Genomic DNA, 15,500 nt, shown 5'->3' with positions numbered 1-15,500 from the left:
GAAGAATCAGCCCAATCCATCATAGGGGCAACGCTGAACCGTCGGAACGGCTTCGCACATTGCATCTCAGCTGATTCTTGAGGCCTCTGACACACGTATCTGATACCCGGCGTGGTTGCCCGACGCCGGGAGTGTTGGGGAATGGGCATAACAGCTTGGCCTGCGATGCGTCTGGCCCTGTGATGGTTTGCGTTGCCCGCTACCCAAGGCCAGACTTACTTCAACGGCACATACACATCCGTCTCCCACTGCTCCAGCGGCGTTTCCGGATACACACTCAGGTACTGAAAGAACAACGGATGATCCCGCAGCTCTTCATGACTCGACGGCAACCAGTCCCGATAAAGCGGATAAATGGTCTCACCAATGTAGTCAGGCGAGCCGGTATGCCGAATCACGGCACAACGCCCCGCTGGGATGACCCGTTCGTGCACGCCGAAATCATTGGGCTTTACAGCCTCGTCCATCTCGCCACACACGGCAAAGCGAAAGGCGTGGGCGGGGGTGGTGTCGGGGTTGTCGTAGGGGATGCCGAAGGTGCGGCTGGTCGCGACGGGCGATTGGCCGCTGTGCATGCGCCATTGGCGAAAGCGCGCAACGCTTTCGCCGACCAGGCTTGGCGCCCCTCGGTGTTCAAGCGCGGCCACGCGGGTTTCGGCGAAATCCACGATACGGATCTGCATGGTGATACTCCTGGTTAAGTGAGGCACAACGAACACCGCACTCCAGGCCTGCCAGTTCGGGGCCTTGGCAAAAACGCTCGGCGCCATGCCGAAGGCACGCTTGAACGCCCTGGAAAAGGCTTCGGGGCTTTCGAAGCCGGCGCCGAATGCGGCTTCCAGTACGGGCGTTGTGGGCGAGGCGACCAGTTGATGCGCCGCACGTCGAAGCCTCATCAGTTGCACATACCGTGTAACCGGAACGCCCATGTATGCCGTGAATTGCCGATGAAAGTGAAACGGCGAGAAGTTGGCGATGCGGCTCAGGGCATTCACCGACAGGTCGCCTTCAAGGTGGCTGTCGATATAGGCAAGCACGGCTTCGAACCGTTTTGCGTAGGTCGGGTTGTGCTGTGAGTCAGTCAACGAACGGAATCTCCGGAAGGTGCGGTGAGCGCTAGCATCCGTTGTTCAGGCATCGAAGTGCCTAGCCGTGATTGCTCAATCAGGGAGGGGCTTGACCATCGTGTTGGATGATACTGGCTTTGTGGGGTGGCGGATTAACCGCAATGCCGGTCAGTCAGCCGTCAGCACTACAGGCTGTGTACCAAGGGGCAGCAGAGTCGACATGAAGGTGTTTCTGCTTCTTGGGCAGAAACGGTGTATCAAGCGTGCCCAGCGCGATTGAAACCCAATCGGCAAACTCACCCTGGGAACGTGACCAGAACAGGCTAGAGCCGCACTCGGCGCAAAACTCGCGCACTACGGTGGGTGAGGAGGCAAAGGCCTTGAGGCTGGCAGCGCCGCGCAGTATTCGCAGCCCGCTGCGTGGAACGCTGCCGTATGAGGCGAAGGCGGCCCCGTGGCTTTTGCGGCACTGGCTGCAGTGGCAATGGCTTACTGCCTTGGGTGGGGTAAGTAGCAGGTAACTGACCGCTGCACACAGGCAGCTTCCTTGATAGGCCTCTTTCACTGGCGCTTCCGTGCAGGTGGAAAGCGCCAGCGTAACTGCCCCGGCTTGATCCGTCGACTGGCCAGGGCGGCCTGTTGGCCGCTTTTCAGTGCTGCGCGCTATCCACCGCGATGCTTTCACCGGAAACGTCGGCATGCCTGGCACTGCGATCGGCAATGGCGTAATGAATCAACCCGCCCAAACCGGCGCCGAAGAACCACGAGAACTGCGACAGCGTGTCGAACGCCGGCACCAGCGCCAGCACGATGGCGATCAGCGCAGCGGGGATGAACGCCGCTACGGCGCGCAGGTTGACCCCGCCCTTGTAGTGGTAGGCGGCCTCGGTGCTTTCGCTGTACAGCTGCGGCAGGTTCACGCGGCTGCGACGCACCAGGTAGTAGTCGGTGACGATGATGCCGTACAGCGGGCCGAGCAGGGCGCCCAGGCCGCCGAGGAAATACACGATCACCGACGGGCTGTTGTACAGGTGCCAAGGCAGAATCACCACCGCGATGCCGGCGCTGAGCAGGCCCGCGCGGCGGAAGTTCAGCAGGTTCGGGGCCAGGTTGGCGAGCACGTAGGCCGGGGCGACGAAGTTGGCCATGATGTTCACCGCCACGGTGACGATCAGGAAGGCCAGGCAGGCCAGCACCAAGCCGGCGGTGTTGGGGATGGCGGCGACGATTTCGGTGGGGCCCTGCACCAGCTTGCCGTCGATGCTGAACTGCGCACCGGCGAGTACCACGGCAATCAGCGCGAAGCCGAGCATGTTCACGGGCAGGCCCCAGAAGTTGCCCACGCTGATGGTGCGCCGGTCTGGGCAGTTGCGGGTGAAGTCGCAGAAGTTGAGGATCATGGTGCCGTACAGCGAGACCCACAGGGCGGCGGCACCGAGCACTTTCAACCACATTGTCGAGCCGGTCGGTGCGTTGCCGCTGGACCAGGCAATCGACAAGCCACTGCGCCAGTACATCCAGCCCGCCAGGCAGGCGAAGGCGACCAGGATGATCGGCCCGGTGATGGACTCGAAGCGGCGGACCATTTCCATGCCGTAGGCGAAGATCGCCACCTGCACGCACCAGATGCCGAGGAAGGTGACCCAACCCAGTGTCGACAGGCCAAGGATTGCGTTCTGATCGTATGCCTTGAGGTCTGGCACGATGGCGGTGAGCAGCACGCGCAGCACGACCGAGGCGAGGTACGTCTGGATACCGAACCAGGCAATGGCGATCACCGCGCGGATCAGGGCCGGGATCTGTGCACCGTGGATGCCGAAGCTGATCCGGCACAGGACGGGGTAGGGCAGGCCGGTTTTCTGGCCCATGTAGCCAGACAGGTTCATCAGGCCGTAAATCACCAGCGCGCCGAGGGCGAAGGCGCCAAGGATTTGCGCGCCGCTCAGGCCCAGGGCGAACAGGCCGATGGCGAAGGAGTAGTTGGCGATGTTGTGCACATCGTTGGTCCACAGCGCAAACAGGCTGTAGCGCCCCCAGGTGCGATTTGCCGCGCGGGTTGGCGCGAGGTCGGCGCTGTACAGGCGCGGGCTCAATGCCAGTTGAACGGGCTCGGCCGTTTCGACGGGTATCGCGTCAAGGTGGCCAACATCGGAACGTGAAATCGACGCCATCGGAACTCCATGATGGTTGTGTACTTTTATTGTTGGACTTGTATACAAACAAGATTCGTACCAACCCGCAGGTTTCATCGAGTTTGCCGTTTCCGCGCCGTTTTGCTGCCTTTTGTCGTGATGAACCGGGCCTTGAAGTGGGAAGCTCGTGCACATTCTTGGGCGCAGTTGTTACCACCCGCGCAGGTTGGTGCTGTGAACGGCTGGCTTTGCGGGGAATGTTCCGACTAAGCTGGGGGCAGGGTTCTAACGGGGGCTGTTCGATGTTGCATGTACCGCTCGGACTGGGTCTGTTACTGGCCGTCGCCTTGGTTGAAGCGGCCCCCCTGCAGGTCCCCACCCCGGCCCAACTCAGGAGCCAGCTCGACAGCCTCAAACCTGGGCAGTTTCTCTGGTACCCGCAGGTCTCGCCGGTGGGGCCGGTGACTGTCGTGGTCAGCCTTACCGAGCAACGTGCCTATGTGTACCGCAACGGCATCGCCATCGGCGTCAGCACCGTGAGCAGCGGCAAGCCAGGCCGCGAAACCCCCACCGGGGTATTCAGCATTCTGCAGAAAAAGGTCGAGCATAAATCCAGCCTCTACAACAGCGCGCCGATGCCTTACATGGAGCGCCTGACCTGGGACGGCATTGCCCTGCACGCTGGCCACCTGCCGGGGTACCCCGCCTCGCATGGTTGCGTGCGGCTGCCCATGGACTTTGCCAAAAAGCTGTACGAAGTGACCGGTTTCAGTTCGACCACGGTCATCGTTTCCGACACCCACAGTGCACCGGTGGAGGTCTACCACCCCGGGGTGCTGGCGCCCACGGTCAGCGAGGGTAAAGCCCAAGGCCCGTTGGTCTTGAGCAACCAACAGTTCTGGAACGACCCCGACCCGACGGCAGGGCCGCTGTCGATCCTGATCAGCCGCGCCGACTTGCGCGCCTATGTGTTTCGCGGTGGCCAGCTGGTTGGCTCGGCACCGGCACTTTCGCTTGAAAGCAGCCAGCATCGCAGCGGCATGGCGGTGTATTCCCTGCTGCAAAAGCCATCCGCCCCGGCACTCGATGGCGCGCTACCCTTGCATTGGTCGGTGGTGGGCCTGAGCAACCCGGAGTACGGGAACACGCCTTATGAACAATTGGGCCAATTGAGCATCAGCCCGGAATTCCGCCGCCATTTGCGGGCGGCGATGGACGTTGGCACGATGCTGGTGATCACCGACTGGGCGTCCACCCGGGATACCCGCAGCAATGGACAATTCACGGTAATCAGCACCGAAGGCAGTGAAGATGTTAAACCATTGGTCAAGAAATGATCGGCAATGCCGCAGGAATCAAGCAAAGTAGCCGCTTTTGGCTGCAATCATGGCAACAACGGTCACGTTTTCATCAAGGTAATCCATGTCGATCTTCAAACCATTGCGGGGAGCCGCGCGGCTCTCGTTGGCCAGTATTGGCCTGTTTTTCCTCGGCGCCTGGCAAGCCGCCCACGCGCAACCGCTGCCGAGTGCCGCCGAGCTGCAGCAGTTGGCCCCGAGCGCCAGCCTGTCGACCCTGGCCCTGGCACTCACCGCCTACGCATGCGCCAGTCACAGCGACGCGGACAAGTTGCTGACGGTGATCGACTACTCCAAGGCCTCGCGTGACAAACGCTTGTGGGTGTTCGACCTGCGTGCCAGGAAGCTGTTGTTCGAGGAATGGGTCGCCCATGGCAAGAACAGCGGCGCCGATGTACCGACTGCGTTTTCCAACGCACCGAACAGCTACCAGTCGTCTATCGGCTTGTATGAGACCGGCCAGACTTACAGTGGCAAGCACGGCCGCTCGCTGCGCCTGCAGGGGCTGGAGCCGGGGTTCAATGACAACAGCATGTCGCGGGCGATTGTGATGCATGCCGCCGCATATGCCGACCCCAAGGTGGTGCCGGGCCTCGGTCGTTTGGGGCGCAGCCAGGGGTGCCCGGCTGTTCGGCCGGCCATTGCCGGCAAGCTGATCGAGACGCTGCAACGCGGTAGCTATGTGTTCGCCTATTATCCGCAGCAGGACTGGCTGAAAACATCGCGTTTTCTTAACGCCCAGAGCTGCCCGCTGGCGAATCAGTCGATTGCCAGCAAGTAGGGGAAGTGGCGGGCCAACCCTGTCCGTCCAGCGGAAGAGCTGCATGAGCCCCTAAACGCTACGCGTCACACCTCCATCAACCCTGATGTTCTGCCCCGTGATGTAGGCCGCGCCGTCGCTGGCAAGAAACGCAATGGTGGCGGCGATTTCCTCGCTGGTGCCATAGCGCTTGAGCGGCACGCTGTCGCGGCGTTGTTCGGTGGCCGGCAGGCTGTCGATCCAGCCGGGCAGGACATTGTTGATCCGTACGTTATCCCCGGCGAAGTTGTCGGCGAAGATCTTGGTAAATGCGGCCAGGCCCGAGCGGAAAACAGCAGACGTCGGGAACAGCTCGCTCGGCTCGAACGCCCAGGCGGTGGAAATGTTGATGATCACGCCGCCCTTCTGGCGCTGCATGAAAGGCGTTACCAGACGCGTCGGGCGAATGACATTGAGCAGGTAGGTGTCCATGCCCTTGTGCCAGTCCTCGTCGCTGATCTCCAGGATCGGCGCGCGCGGCCCATGGCCGGCGCTATTGACCAGCACGTCGATACGGCCCCATTTTTCCACCACGGCGTCGACCAGGCGTTGCAGGTCTTCGACCGACTGGTTGCTGCCGGTTACACCAATGCCGCCAAGCTCGGCAGCCAGCGCTTCACCTTTGCCCGATGAAGAAAGGATGCCAACCTTGAACCCCTCAGCGGCCAGGCGGCGTGCTGCTGCAGCGCCCATGCCGCTACCGCCGGCGGTAATAATCGCAACTTTTTCTACTGACATGCTGCCTCCAGAACTGAAACGGCTGATTGGTTAGGTGCACTCACCTTAGCAGTAGCCTTAGGGGCGAGGGAGACAGGCAAGCTTTACCGTAACAGTAGATTAACTATTGTCAGCCTGCTGCTTGAGCCAGTGTTGAACCACGTCAAGCGACTCAGGCTGCTGCAGCTTGCGGGGCCATACCAGGTAGAACGACTTGTCCAGCCGCAGCGGCTGGTCGAAGACCTGAATCAGCCTGCCTGCGGCAATGTCGTCACTGACGAATGCCAGGCTGGCCAACGCAATGCCCTGACCACTGATGGCGGCATCAATAGCCAATGAAGTCTGGTTGAACCGCAGGTTTCTGGCGGTCGGTTGGGCGTGGTGCGGGAACACGGCTGCAAGATACCGGGGCCAGAAGTCATGGGCATCGTGAAGCATGATGAAGGCTTGCAGCTGTTCGAAGCAGGTGGGGATGTGGGTGCCCTCGAACAACGCTGGGCTGGCCACGGCGACGATGTACTGTTCCATCAACAGTTCGCTGTTCAACCCCGCGCCAATTTCGGGCTTGCCATAGCGCACCGCGATATCCACGCCGTCGGTACTGAAGTGAGACAGCCGATCGGTGGCCAGCACTCGCAGATCGATGTCCGGGTGGCTTTGCGCAAAGTTGCCGAGCCTGGGAATAAGCCATTTCGAGGCAAAGGTGGGGGTAACGCTGACCGTCAGGTGAGACGTCTGCGGGCGCAACAGGCGGGTTGCCTCATCGATCATCGCCAAGGCACTGCGAATGCTGCCGCTATAGCCCAGGCCCGCATCGGTCAGTGCCAGGCCCCGGGGCAGGCGCTCGAACAAACGAAGGTTCAGGCTCGCTTCCAGCCCGCGTATTTGCTGAGCAACGGCGGCCTGGGTAACACCCAGCTCCTCGGCAGCCAAGCGGAAGTTGAGGTGGCGGGCAACCACTTCAAACACACGTAGCGCGTTGAGTGAGGGTAAGTCAGGGAAACCGTTTGGCATGACGATGGGGGGCCGGGCTGCAAAGATTCAACGCCGAGGCTACTCCCTGAGCACCATTAAAGAAACCCACGCCACCGCAGCCAATCCAGCGCTGTTTCGCTTAAGCCACGTCGTTGTCGGCTACACATTTGCATCTCTGTGCTTGACGCGTGAAATTTTTCATGTAATTTTTCATGAAAAATAACTCTAAAAATTTCACGGCAGTCCGAAACGATGAAGATGCACGAAGAGGTTGAAGCCCTCGCGATCCTTATTCACGACCTGCGCAAATTCAAGAACCTGACCCTGGGTGAGCTGGCCGAGCGCATCAACCGCTCGGTCGGGTTCCTTTCCCAGGTCGAACGCGGTGTTTCGCGCCCGACCGTGGCCGACCTCACCGCCATCAGCGAAGCGCTCGGCGTGTCGACCGCGTACTTCTACAACCTGAGCAAGCCCCGCAGCATCGGCTGGGTCACGCGCCCCCACGAGCGGCGCACGCTGTACCTGGAGTCGGGCATCACCGATGTGCTGGCGTCGCCCACCATCGCCGGTGCCTTCTCCCTGCTCGACAGTCATCTCGAGCCCGGCGCCACCAGTGGCGAGGCGTACCTGAGTGACCGCTCCGAGCAGGGCTGCTTCGTGCTCGAAGGCGAACTCACGGTATGGCTGGACCAAGGCGAGGCCGTGACCCTTCAGGCCAATGACTGTTTCCAGCTGCAACCCCACGCGCAGTTCCGTTACGCCAACCTGACGGCAAAGCCCACCCGCGTGCTCTGGGTCTTCAATTGAATTCGTTCAACTCACAAGGATAAGAAGATGAGTGTCATCTTTCCGGATCTGCTGACTGAAGTGCGCGCGTTTCGAGCGCAGCACCCGGCCATACGTTATGTCGACCTGATTGCGCTGGATATCCCCGGGCACTTTTACGGCAAGCGTTACCCCATGGACATGCTGGAAAAGGTCGCCGCCGGCGCGCCGCTGAAGCTGCCACAGAACTGCGTGCTGCTCGGCACCCAGGGTGGGCTCTACCCGATTGGTGACTACTGCTTCGCCGACGGCGACCCGGACGCCGCCCGGCGCCTGGTACCAGGCACCCTGAAACCGGTGCGCTGGGAAAAGGAAGTGATCGCCCAGATGCTGATTACCTCCGACGGCACCGCCCAGCCGATCGAGTTCGAGCCCCGCGAGGTGCTGGCCCGCGTTATCGAACGCCTGGCCAAGCGTGGCATTCGCCCGGTGGTGGCGTTCGAGCTGGAGTTCTACCTGTTCGACCGCCAGCTGGATAACGGCCTGCCGCAGTACCCACGCGACACGGCGACCGGGGATGAAGACGACCAGCCGAACATGCACATCGAGCGGCTGTCGCGCTTCTCGTCAGTGCTGCACGAAATGGTGGATGGCGCCAATGAGCAGGGTGTGCCAGCGAACGTCATCACGGCGGAACTGGGCCCAGGCCAGTTCGAGATAAACTTCTCCCACAGCGACGATGCCCTGAGCGCGGCGGACTGGTCGGCGCTGTTCTGCCGCAGCACCCGGGGTATCGCGATGAAGCACGGCTACCGTGCCAGCTTCATGAGCAAGCCCTACCTGGATGCGCCAGGCAGCGGCATGCATGTGCACGTCAGCCTGTACGACACCGCTGGCAATAACATCCTTTCCGGTGCCGAACAGCGCAAGCTGCGCCATGCGGTAGCCGGGTGCCTGGAGTTGCTGCCGCACTGCATGCCGATCTTCGCCCCTAACCACAATGCTTATCGCCGCTATGGCGCCATGGTCAACGCGGCGAGCAAGGCCAGCTGGGGCTTCGAAGACCGTGATGCGTGCATTCGCATCCCCGAGTCCGACCCGCGCAACCTGCGCATCGAACACCGCCTCGCGGGTGCCGATGCCAACCCGTACCTGGTGCTGGCGGCCATCCTGACCGGCATGGAGCACGGCCTGGACCGCGGCGTTGAGCCCATCGCCCCGCTGAACGACAACCGCCAGAGCGGCATCGACTTCCCCAAGGATGCCCTCAGCGCCCTAGCCGCCATGCGTCACCACCCGGTAGTCAACCAGGGTTTGGGCAGTGAGTTCGTGATGGTGTATTGCGAAAACAAATACCAGGAGCAACTGGACTTCATGCGCCACATCGATGCCCGCGAATACCGCTGGTTCCTGTAGCTGGCGCCGTTCGTACAGCGACGCCTTTCCAACGTTCAAACACCACGCGCAATACCGATTTGCCGGAGGAAGATATGCCACGTGTGCCCGTTATTGGCATTACCGCATGCACCAGCATGATTGAGCAGCATGCCACCCAGACCATCGCCGAGAAGTATGCACGCGCGGCGGCCAAGGCGGCGTGTGGCTTGCCCATCGTGATACCCAGCCTCGGTGAGCTGGTGGACAGCGCCGATATTCTCGACGTGGTGGACGGGCTGATCTTCACCGGCTCGCCGTCCAACATCGAGCCGTTTCACTACAACGGCCCGGCCAGTGCCGAGGGCACCCATCACGACCCGCTGCGTGATGCCACCACGTTGCCGCTGATGCGTGCGGCTATCGCTGCCGGTGTGCCGGTACTCGGCATTTGCCGTGGCTTTCAGGAAATGAACGTGGCACTGGGCGGCACCCTGCACCAGAAGGTGCACGAGGCCGGGGTGTTCATGGACCACCGTGAAGGCAAGGGCGAGCCCATCGAAAAGCAGTATGGCCCGCGCCACACCATGCATGTAGAGCCTGGTGGCCTGCTCGACCGCATGGGTTTGCCGGCGATCTTCGACGTCAATTCCATCCATGGTCAGGGCATCGATGTACTGGCCCCGGGGCTGAGGGTGGAAGCGCTGGCACCCGATGGCCTGGTGGAAGCGATTTCGGTCGAGAACGGCAAGGGCTTTGCCCTTGCGGTGCAATGGCACCCTGAGTTCCAGGTCATGGACAACCCGCACTACCTGACCCTCTTCCAGTCCTTCGGCAAGGCCTGCCGGCAGCGCTCGGTATTGCGCCAGAAGCTGTTGCTGTCTGCCTGAAAGCGACCTTTCCCAACTAGAAAAAGTACCTGCGCAGCCTCGCTGCGCAACGCGATGGAGCGAAAGCAATGAGTGAACAGAATCCGCAAACCCTGGCCTGGCAGGCCATGAGCCGCGACCACCACCTGGCGCCGTTCAGCGATGTGAAGCAACTGGCCGAGAAAGGCCCGCGCATCATCACCTCGGCCAAGGGCGTGTACCTGTGGGACAGCGAAGGCAACAAGATTCTCGATGGCATGGCCGGCTTGTGGTGCGTGGCGGTTGGCTATGGTCGCGATGAGCTGGCCGAAGTCGCCAGCCAGCAGATGAAGCAACTGCCTTACTACAACCTGTTCTTCCAGACCGCTCACCCGCCTGCGCTGGAGCTGGCCAAGGCGATCGCCGATGTGGCCCCGCAAGGCATGAACCATGTGTTCTTCACGGGTTCCGGCTCCGAAGGCAACGACACCGTGCTGCGCATGGTCCGCCATTACTGGGCGCTGAAGGGCCAGAAGAACAAGAAGGTGATCATTGGTCGCATCAACGGTTACCACGGCTCTACCGTGGCGGGCGCAGCCTTGGGCGGCATGAGCGGCATGCACCAGCAGGGCGGGGTGATCCCGGATATCGTGCACATTGCGCAGCCTTACTGGTTCGGGGAAGGCGGCGACATGACCGAGGCCGAATTCGGCGTGTGGGCGGCTGAGCAGCTGGAGAAGAAAATCCTTGAAGTCGGCGAAGACAACGTCGCTGCCTTCATCGCCGAGCCGATCCAGGGCGCCGGTGGCGTGATCATTCCGCCACAGACCTACTGGCCGAAGGTGAAGGAGATCCTCGCCAAGTACGACATCCTGTTCGTCGCCGACGAAGTGATTTGCGGCTTCGGGCGTACCGGAGAGTGGTTCGGTACCGACTACTACGGCCTCAAACCCGACCTGATGACCATCGCCAAGGGCCTGACCTCTGGCTACATCCCCATGGGCGGGGTGATCGTGCGTGACGAAGTGGCCCAGGTACTCAGCGAAGGTGGCGACTTCAACCACGGTTTCACCTATTCCGGCCACCCGGTGGCGGCGGCGGTGGGCCTGGAGAACCTGCGCATCCTGCGTGACGAGCAGATCATCCAGCAAGTGCACGATAAAACCGCGCCCTACCTGCAACAACGCCTGCGCGAGCTGGCCGACCATCCGCTGGTAGGCGAAGTACGTGGCCTGGGCATGCTCGGTGCGATCGAGCTGGTGAAAGACAAGGCCACCCGCGCCCGTTACGAAGGCAAGGGCGTGGGCATGATCTGCCGCCAGCACTGCTTCGACAACGGCCTGATCATGCGCGCCGTGGGCGACACCATGATCATCGCGCCACCGCTGGTGATCAGCCTTGAGGAGATTGACGAACTGGTGGAAAAGGCCCGCAAGTGCTTGGACCTGACGTACGAGGCTGTTCGCTAAGCGGCCGTTGGCTGCACCGGGGTCGCAAGGCGGCCCCGGTTTGCCCGGCTGGCAAGACGTACACCTGTGAAGCATTTTGCTTTGCGAGTCGGATCATGTACTTTTCAGGGCATTCATTTCCTGTCTGAAAGTCGCGATTCAACTATGAAAGTGCACGAAGAAATCGAAGGCCTGGCAGTACTGATTCGCGACCTGCGCAAGTTCAAAGGCCTGACCCTGGGCGATCTGGCCCAGCGAATTGGCCGTTCGGTGGGCTTTCTGTCCCAGGTCGAGCGGGGCGTATCACGCCCGACCGTGGCCGACCTTACCGCCATCAGTGAAGCGCTGGGTGTCTCGACCGCCTACTTCTACAAGCTGGAAAAACCCCGCGAGCTCGACTGGGTCACCCGCCCGCACGAGCGTCGCACGCTTCACCTGGCGGGCGGCATCACCGATGTATTGGCATCCCCCACCATATCGGGCGCGTTCTCCATGCTCGATAGCCATCTGGAGCCGGGGGCCAGCAGCGGCGAGGAGTACCTGGACGACAGCTCGGAGCAGGGCTGCTTCGTGCTCGAAGGTGAACTGACCGTGTGGCTGGGCGGCGGTGAGCCGGTAACGCTGCGCGCCAGTGACAGCTTTCAGCTGCAACCCCACGCCCGCTTTCGTTACGCCAACCTCACCGACAAGCCCACACGGGTACTCTGGGTGTTCAGCTGAAAGGCCCGCTCGGCGTGTCTCGGTTGGCCAGGAAAGATGACCTGTAAACACTGTACGGGCTGCATAGGGTATCCTTGCGCCACGCAATCAACTTCGAAGCAGTGAACTGAACGATGGGTTTTGAACAACTAGCAGCGCTACGCGACCGCCTGCGCGCGGAAAAACAGCAGGAAAAGGCCCAGAGCCCGAAGCAGCCCAAGCGCAAACCGTCCCCGCAGGCGAAGCCGCGCGAGCAGGATCCGGCGGTCGCGGCGATTTGGCCATTGCAGAAGCATTTTCCGTTGGCCTTCCCGGTCAACCCGGCCCCCAAGGTGCCGCTCAAAGAGGGTATTTTCAAGGATGCCGAGCAACACCTGGAGCTGCTCGGGCTAACCCGTGAGCAGCTCAAGCTGGGCATCTCGACTTGGTGCCGGGGTGCCCGGTACTGGGCAAGTATGGTCGAGAACGCTCCACGCCTGGACTTGACCGGCCAAGCCGCTGGCACTGTGACCGCCGCTCAGGCACTGCATGCCAAGCAGCAGGCATCGCGGCAGCGAAGCCAGGACCGTCGCAACCGTGCGAAGTCGAAAGCGCAGGCTCCGGCCCCCGCCACCGACACAGCAGCGGCTCCCGCCGCCGACTGACACGCCCGGGCGGCTTGCCTGGTGCAAGGTCAACGTGAGTAAGGTAATGGCATAGGCCTTCACTCGACCAAGGCAAGCCATGGCCAGCGCTCGCGATAACTGCCGGCTTTTGCCTTGAACAAATCGGGGCGAGGATTCAACGCGTTCATCCTCAGCTGGTTGTTCTGCAGGTCTTCCAGGCCATGCGTGCTGTACAGCGCGCCTGTGTGTGCATCAACGCCCAGGCAGGTCGAGCGGATCAGGTAGCGGTCGATGCCATCGGTCACCTTGTGTAAAGGCGCGTAAGTGCCGCCGAACTTGGCCTGGTACCACAGGTGAACGCGGGCCTGATTGCGGACCTCGACATTGACGCCAAGGTGCGCACAGGCCTGCTGCACCCTGGCAATCATCCGGTCCTCTGCTTCCCAGGACAGGTCAGTGTCGAAATAGGCGATGTCGTAGTCCTTGATCCCCCAGTCGGCAGGCAGTCCCGCGCGCTGGTTCCAGAAGGCCTGGAACAGGGCGCCCGCAGTCAACATGCACTGGGGAACATCCAGCGTTGGCAGGATCGTCAGGAGCGCCCGGTTTACCGGGTTTTCATGGATGCTCTCCAGCACTTGCTCATCGGTCAGTGAATGCATGGGTACCGTCCTTGATGGTTGCATTGCAGCGGTCGAGCTTACCTGAATCACGCTCAGCTCATCACCCTCGCAGGCCCGCATAACCTAACCGCTAGTGGTGATGTTGCGCAGGCAACAGTGATCCCACAGATTGTTTGGTCATATGCACCCAACATCGCCTTTCGTTCTCAATAACCAGTTGAAAATAAAGACATTAAAGCATTGGCACAGTTGCTGCTCTTACCTCCTTGTATCTCACGAATCACCAAGGAGCCTCCCCATGAGCCACGCCCCAATCAAATTCGCCTACTGGGTCCCCAACGTCAGCGGTGGCCTGGTGGTCAGCACCATCGAGCAGCGCACCAGCTGGGACATCGACTACAACCGCAAGCTGGCGCAAATTGCGGAAAAATCCGGTTTCGATTACGCCCTGTCGCAAATCCGTTTCACAGCGGGCTATGGCGCCGACAACCAGCATGAGTCCGTCACCATCAGCCACGCGCTGCTGGCTGCCACGGAAAAACTCAAGGTCATCGCCGCCATCCTGCCAGGCCCGTGGAACCCGGCGCTGGCGGCCAAGCAGCTGGCGAGCATCGACCAGTTCACCCAGGGCCGTATCGCCATCAACGTGGTTTCGGGCTGGTTCAAGGGCGAGTTCCATGCCATCGGTGAGCCTTGGCTGGATCACGACGAGCGCTATCGCCGTTCTGAAGAATTCATCCGCGCGTTGAAGGGCATCTGGACCCAGGACAACTTCACCTTCAACGGCGACTTTTACCGCTTCCGTAACTACAACCTCAAACCCAAGCCGCTGCAGCAACCGCACCCGGAAATCTTCCAGGGCGGCAGCTCGCGTGCGGCACGGGACATGGCTGCGCGTGTGTCGGACTGGTACTTCACCAACGGCAACAGCGTGGAAGGGATCAAGGCCCAAGTGGACGACATCCGCAGCAAGGCGGCGGCCAACGGCCACTCGGTAAAGATCGGGGTGAATGCCTTCATCATTGCCCGCGATACCGAGGAAGAAGCGCGGGCAGTGCTGCAAGAAATCATCGACAAGGCCAACCCCGAGGCGGTGCGAGCGTTTGGCCAGGAGGTCAAGCATGCCGGTTCGGCCAGCCCGGAGGGCGAGGGCAACTGGGCGAAGTCCAGCTTCGAGGACCTGGTGCAGTACAACGACGGCTTCAAGACCAACCTGATCGGCACACCGCAGCAAATTGCCGAACGCATCGTCGCGTTGAAGGCGGTGGGGGTGGATTTGATCCTCTCCGGCTTCCTGCATTTCCAGGAGGAAGTGGCGTACTTCGGCGAGCACGTGTTGCCGCTGGTGCGGGCGCTGGAAGCCGAGCGTGGCCTGGACAAAGCAGTAGCCTGAGGCCGTGGGCAGGGAGGGCTTGGCACCCTGCCAGTATTGTCGGATTGTCGTGCAGGGGTTAGGTTGACGGGCTTACTTCAAGGAAGACTACCCCATGAAACGGACCTTACCGCTCCTGTTCGCCTGCGCGATTTTCCCCTTGCAAGCCTGGTCGGCGCTTGAAGTTGGCCAGTTTACCCTCGGTATGCCCAAGGCTCAGGTCCTGGCCATTCTGCAGCAGCAGTTCGGCGAGGTTGAGCATTTCACGGGCTATCACTATCAGGTGCCCACCGAATTTTATCAGGGCGCCAACCCCAAGAACGACTACAGCCTGGGCGGTGTTCCCGTTTCACAGGTGAAAGCGTCGTTCAATGAAGCCGACCAGCTTCGCCAGGTTGAGGTACGGCTGGATACCACTGACGAGGCGCGGGTCCAGCAACTGCTGCCGATGACGAAGCAGGCCAAACGGGTGCCAAATACCGGTGGCCGGCTGGAAGCGTTTTCTGCAGAGGGAGAGCTGGTGTACTGGGTCTCCAAAGACTGGGACTGGACCGTGGTGACCATTGCCGACAAGGCCAGCTCGGTCGGGAACATCAAGGCCCGGGCGAAGAGTGACGAGAAGTTTGCGCAATTGAACCGCAAGTTCGACAAGCTGATTGAAACCGCTAAGCCTTAACCGCAGGTCGGTTTCAGGACGCGCCTGGTCGTTCGCACGCAACCT

The 15,500-nt window shown here is 61.4% G+C and carries 16 protein-coding genes; 10 read left to right on the top strand and 6 right to left on the bottom strand.

Annotated elements, in window-relative coordinates; genetic code table 11:
* Positions 1-215: 215 nt before the first annotated feature.
* From ACF8R4_RS12175 to ACF8R4_RS12165, 3 genes are all read right to left on the bottom strand, one after another.
* Positions 216-1,085 (bottom strand): GyrI-like domain-containing protein, encoded by an 870-nt coding sequence (locus tag ACF8R4_RS12175; protein ID WP_392492494.1) that lies wholly within the window; start codon positions 1,083-1,085, stop codon positions 216-218.
* 154 nt (positions 1,086-1,239) lie between these two features.
* Positions 1,240-1,632, bottom strand: coding sequence for a GFA family protein (locus ACF8R4_RS12170; RefSeq protein WP_164524338.1), 393 nt, complete (start codon positions 1,630-1,632; stop codon positions 1,240-1,242).
* Positions 1,633-1,717: 85 nt separating this feature from the next.
* Complete coding sequence (locus tag ACF8R4_RS12165; RefSeq protein ID WP_392492493.1) at positions 1,718-3,238, bottom strand: NCS1 family nucleobase:cation symporter-1; 1,521 nt, start codon at positions 3,236-3,238, stop codon at positions 1,718-1,720.
* Positions 3,239-3,501: 263 nt separating this feature from the next.
* Between ACF8R4_RS12165 and ACF8R4_RS12160 the strand changes: the two genes are divergently transcribed.
* Together ACF8R4_RS12160 and ACF8R4_RS12155 are read left to right on the top strand one after the other, a co-directional pair.
* A complete protein-coding gene (locus tag ACF8R4_RS12160) occupies positions 3,502-4,536 on the top strand; it encodes a L,D-transpeptidase (RefSeq protein ID WP_198750010.1) in 1,035 nt (344 codons plus the stop codon).
* An 85-nt stretch (positions 4,537-4,621) separates the two neighbouring features.
* Positions 4,622-5,338 (top strand): murein L,D-transpeptidase catalytic domain family protein, encoded by a 717-nt coding sequence (locus ACF8R4_RS12155; RefSeq protein ID WP_060500446.1) that lies wholly within the window; start codon positions 4,622-4,624, stop codon positions 5,336-5,338.
* Positions 5,339-5,389: 51 nt separating this feature from the next.
* On the opposite strand, the gene ACF8R4_RS12150 is transcribed toward ACF8R4_RS12155, so the two are convergent.
* Both ACF8R4_RS12150 and ACF8R4_RS12145 read right to left on the bottom strand, forming a co-directional pair.
* Positions 5,390-6,094, bottom strand: coding sequence for an SDR family oxidoreductase (locus ACF8R4_RS12150; protein ID WP_060500448.1), 705 nt, complete (start codon positions 6,092-6,094; stop codon positions 5,390-5,392).
* Positions 6,095-6,193: 99 nt separating this feature from the next.
* On the bottom strand, positions 6,194-7,087 hold the full coding sequence (locus ACF8R4_RS12145) for a LysR substrate-binding domain-containing protein (protein WP_060500451.1): 894 nt from the start codon (positions 7,085-7,087) through the stop codon (positions 6,194-6,196).
* A 213-nt stretch (positions 7,088-7,300) separates the two neighbouring features.
* On the opposite strand from ACF8R4_RS12145, the gene ACF8R4_RS12140 reads away from it, so the two are divergent.
* The 6 genes from ACF8R4_RS12140 (at position 7,301) to ACF8R4_RS12115 (ending at position 12,826) form a co-directional block, all read left to right on the top strand.
* The gene (locus tag ACF8R4_RS12140) at positions 7,301-7,855 is read left to right on the top strand and encodes a helix-turn-helix domain-containing protein (protein WP_060500453.1); all 555 of its coding nucleotides are present in this window, start codon (positions 7,301-7,303) and stop codon (positions 7,853-7,855) included.
* Between the two features lie 27 nt (positions 7,856-7,882).
* Positions 7,883-9,229, top strand: coding sequence for a glutamine synthetase family protein (locus ACF8R4_RS12135; RefSeq protein WP_164524341.1), 1,347 nt, complete (start codon positions 7,883-7,885; stop codon positions 9,227-9,229).
* Positions 9,230-9,303: 74 nt separating this feature from the next.
* On the top strand, positions 9,304-10,077 hold the full coding sequence (locus tag ACF8R4_RS12130) for a gamma-glutamyl-gamma-aminobutyrate hydrolase family protein (RefSeq protein WP_200929234.1): 774 nt from the start codon (positions 9,304-9,306) through the stop codon (positions 10,075-10,077).
* 68 nt (positions 10,078-10,145) lie between these two features.
* The gene (locus ACF8R4_RS12125; RefSeq protein ID WP_392492490.1) at positions 10,146-11,504 is read left to right on the top strand and encodes an aspartate aminotransferase family protein; all 1,359 of its coding nucleotides are present in this window, start codon (positions 10,146-10,148) and stop codon (positions 11,502-11,504) included.
* Positions 11,505-11,648: 144 nt separating this feature from the next.
* Positions 11,649-12,203: a helix-turn-helix domain-containing protein gene (locus tag ACF8R4_RS12120; RefSeq protein ID WP_060500461.1), complete on the top strand. Its 555-nt coding sequence runs from the start codon at positions 11,649-11,651 to the stop codon at positions 12,201-12,203.
* 113 nt (positions 12,204-12,316) lie between these two features.
* Positions 12,317-12,826 (top strand): ProQ/FinO family protein, encoded by a 510-nt coding sequence (locus ACF8R4_RS12115; RefSeq protein ID WP_060500463.1) that lies wholly within the window; start codon positions 12,317-12,319, stop codon positions 12,824-12,826.
* Positions 12,827-12,885: 59 nt separating this feature from the next.
* Here ACF8R4_RS12115 and ACF8R4_RS12110 read toward each other — a convergent pair whose 3' ends face one another.
* Positions 12,886-13,446: a nucleotidyltransferase family protein gene (locus ACF8R4_RS12110; RefSeq protein ID WP_104835217.1), complete on the bottom strand. Its 561-nt coding sequence runs from the start codon at positions 13,444-13,446 to the stop codon at positions 12,886-12,888.
* A gap of 259 nt (positions 13,447-13,705) precedes the next feature.
* Here ACF8R4_RS12110 and sfnG point away from each other — a divergent pair, with 259 nt between their 5' ends.
* Positions 13,706-14,800: a dimethylsulfone monooxygenase SfnG gene (gene sfnG, locus ACF8R4_RS12105; RefSeq protein WP_060500467.1), complete on the top strand. Its 1,095-nt coding sequence runs from the start codon at positions 13,706-13,708 to the stop codon at positions 14,798-14,800.
* A 94-nt stretch (positions 14,801-14,894) separates the two neighbouring features.
* Positions 14,895-15,455 (top strand): hypothetical protein, encoded by a 561-nt coding sequence (locus ACF8R4_RS12100; RefSeq protein WP_060500469.1) that lies wholly within the window; start codon positions 14,895-14,897, stop codon positions 15,453-15,455.
* Positions 15,456-15,500: the final 45 nt, after the last annotated feature.

Origin of the sequence: Pseudomonas sp. FYR_2, assembly GCF_043106425.1 — a bacterium.
Taxonomy (GTDB): Bacteria; Pseudomonadota; Gammaproteobacteria; order Pseudomonadales; family Pseudomonadaceae; genus Aquipseudomonas; species Aquipseudomonas monteilii.
This window is presented reverse-complemented; position numbering and strand designations above follow the sequence as displayed.

What these genes read in the sequence shown, in the direction of transcription:
- ACF8R4_RS12165 (WP_392492493.1), bottom strand. Translation starts at nt 3,238, where the DNA reads ATGGCGTCGATTTCACGTTCCGATGTTGGCCACCTTGACGCGATACCC.
- ACF8R4_RS12160 (WP_198750010.1), top strand. Translation starts at nt 3,502, where the DNA reads ATGTTGCATGTACCGCTCGGACTGGGTCTGTTACTGGCCGTCGCCTTG.
- ACF8R4_RS12155 (WP_060500446.1), top strand. Translation starts at nt 4,622, where the DNA reads ATGTCGATCTTCAAACCATTGCGGGGAGCCGCGCGGCTCTCGTTGGCC.
- ACF8R4_RS12150 (WP_060500448.1), bottom strand. Translation starts at nt 6,094, where the DNA reads ATGTCAGTAGAAAAAGTTGCGATTATTACCGCCGGCGGTAGCGGCATG.
- ACF8R4_RS12145 (WP_060500451.1), bottom strand. Translation starts at nt 7,087, where the DNA reads ATGCCAAACGGTTTCCCTGACTTACCCTCACTCAACGCGCTACGTGTG.
- ACF8R4_RS12140 (WP_060500453.1), top strand. Translation starts at nt 7,301, where the DNA reads ATGAAGATGCACGAAGAGGTTGAAGCCCTCGCGATCCTTATTCACGAC.
- ACF8R4_RS12135 (WP_164524341.1), top strand. Translation starts at nt 7,883, where the DNA reads ATGAGTGTCATCTTTCCGGATCTGCTGACTGAAGTGCGCGCGTTTCGA.
- ACF8R4_RS12130 (WP_200929234.1), top strand. Translation starts at nt 9,304, where the DNA reads ATGCCACGTGTGCCCGTTATTGGCATTACCGCATGCACCAGCATGATT.
- ACF8R4_RS12125 (WP_392492490.1), top strand. Translation starts at nt 10,146, where the DNA reads ATGAGTGAACAGAATCCGCAAACCCTGGCCTGGCAGGCCATGAGCCGC.
- ACF8R4_RS12120 (WP_060500461.1), top strand. Translation starts at nt 11,649, where the DNA reads ATGAAAGTGCACGAAGAAATCGAAGGCCTGGCAGTACTGATTCGCGAC.
- ACF8R4_RS12115 (WP_060500463.1), top strand. Translation starts at nt 12,317, where the DNA reads ATGGGTTTTGAACAACTAGCAGCGCTACGCGACCGCCTGCGCGCGGAA.
- ACF8R4_RS12110 (WP_104835217.1), bottom strand. Translation starts at nt 13,446, where the DNA reads ATGCATTCACTGACCGATGAGCAAGTGCTGGAGAGCATCCATGAAAAC.
- sfnG (WP_060500467.1), top strand. Translation starts at nt 13,706, where the DNA reads ATGAGCCACGCCCCAATCAAATTCGCCTACTGGGTCCCCAACGTCAGC.
- ACF8R4_RS12100 (WP_060500469.1), top strand. Translation starts at nt 14,895, where the DNA reads ATGAAACGGACCTTACCGCTCCTGTTCGCCTGCGCGATTTTCCCCTTG.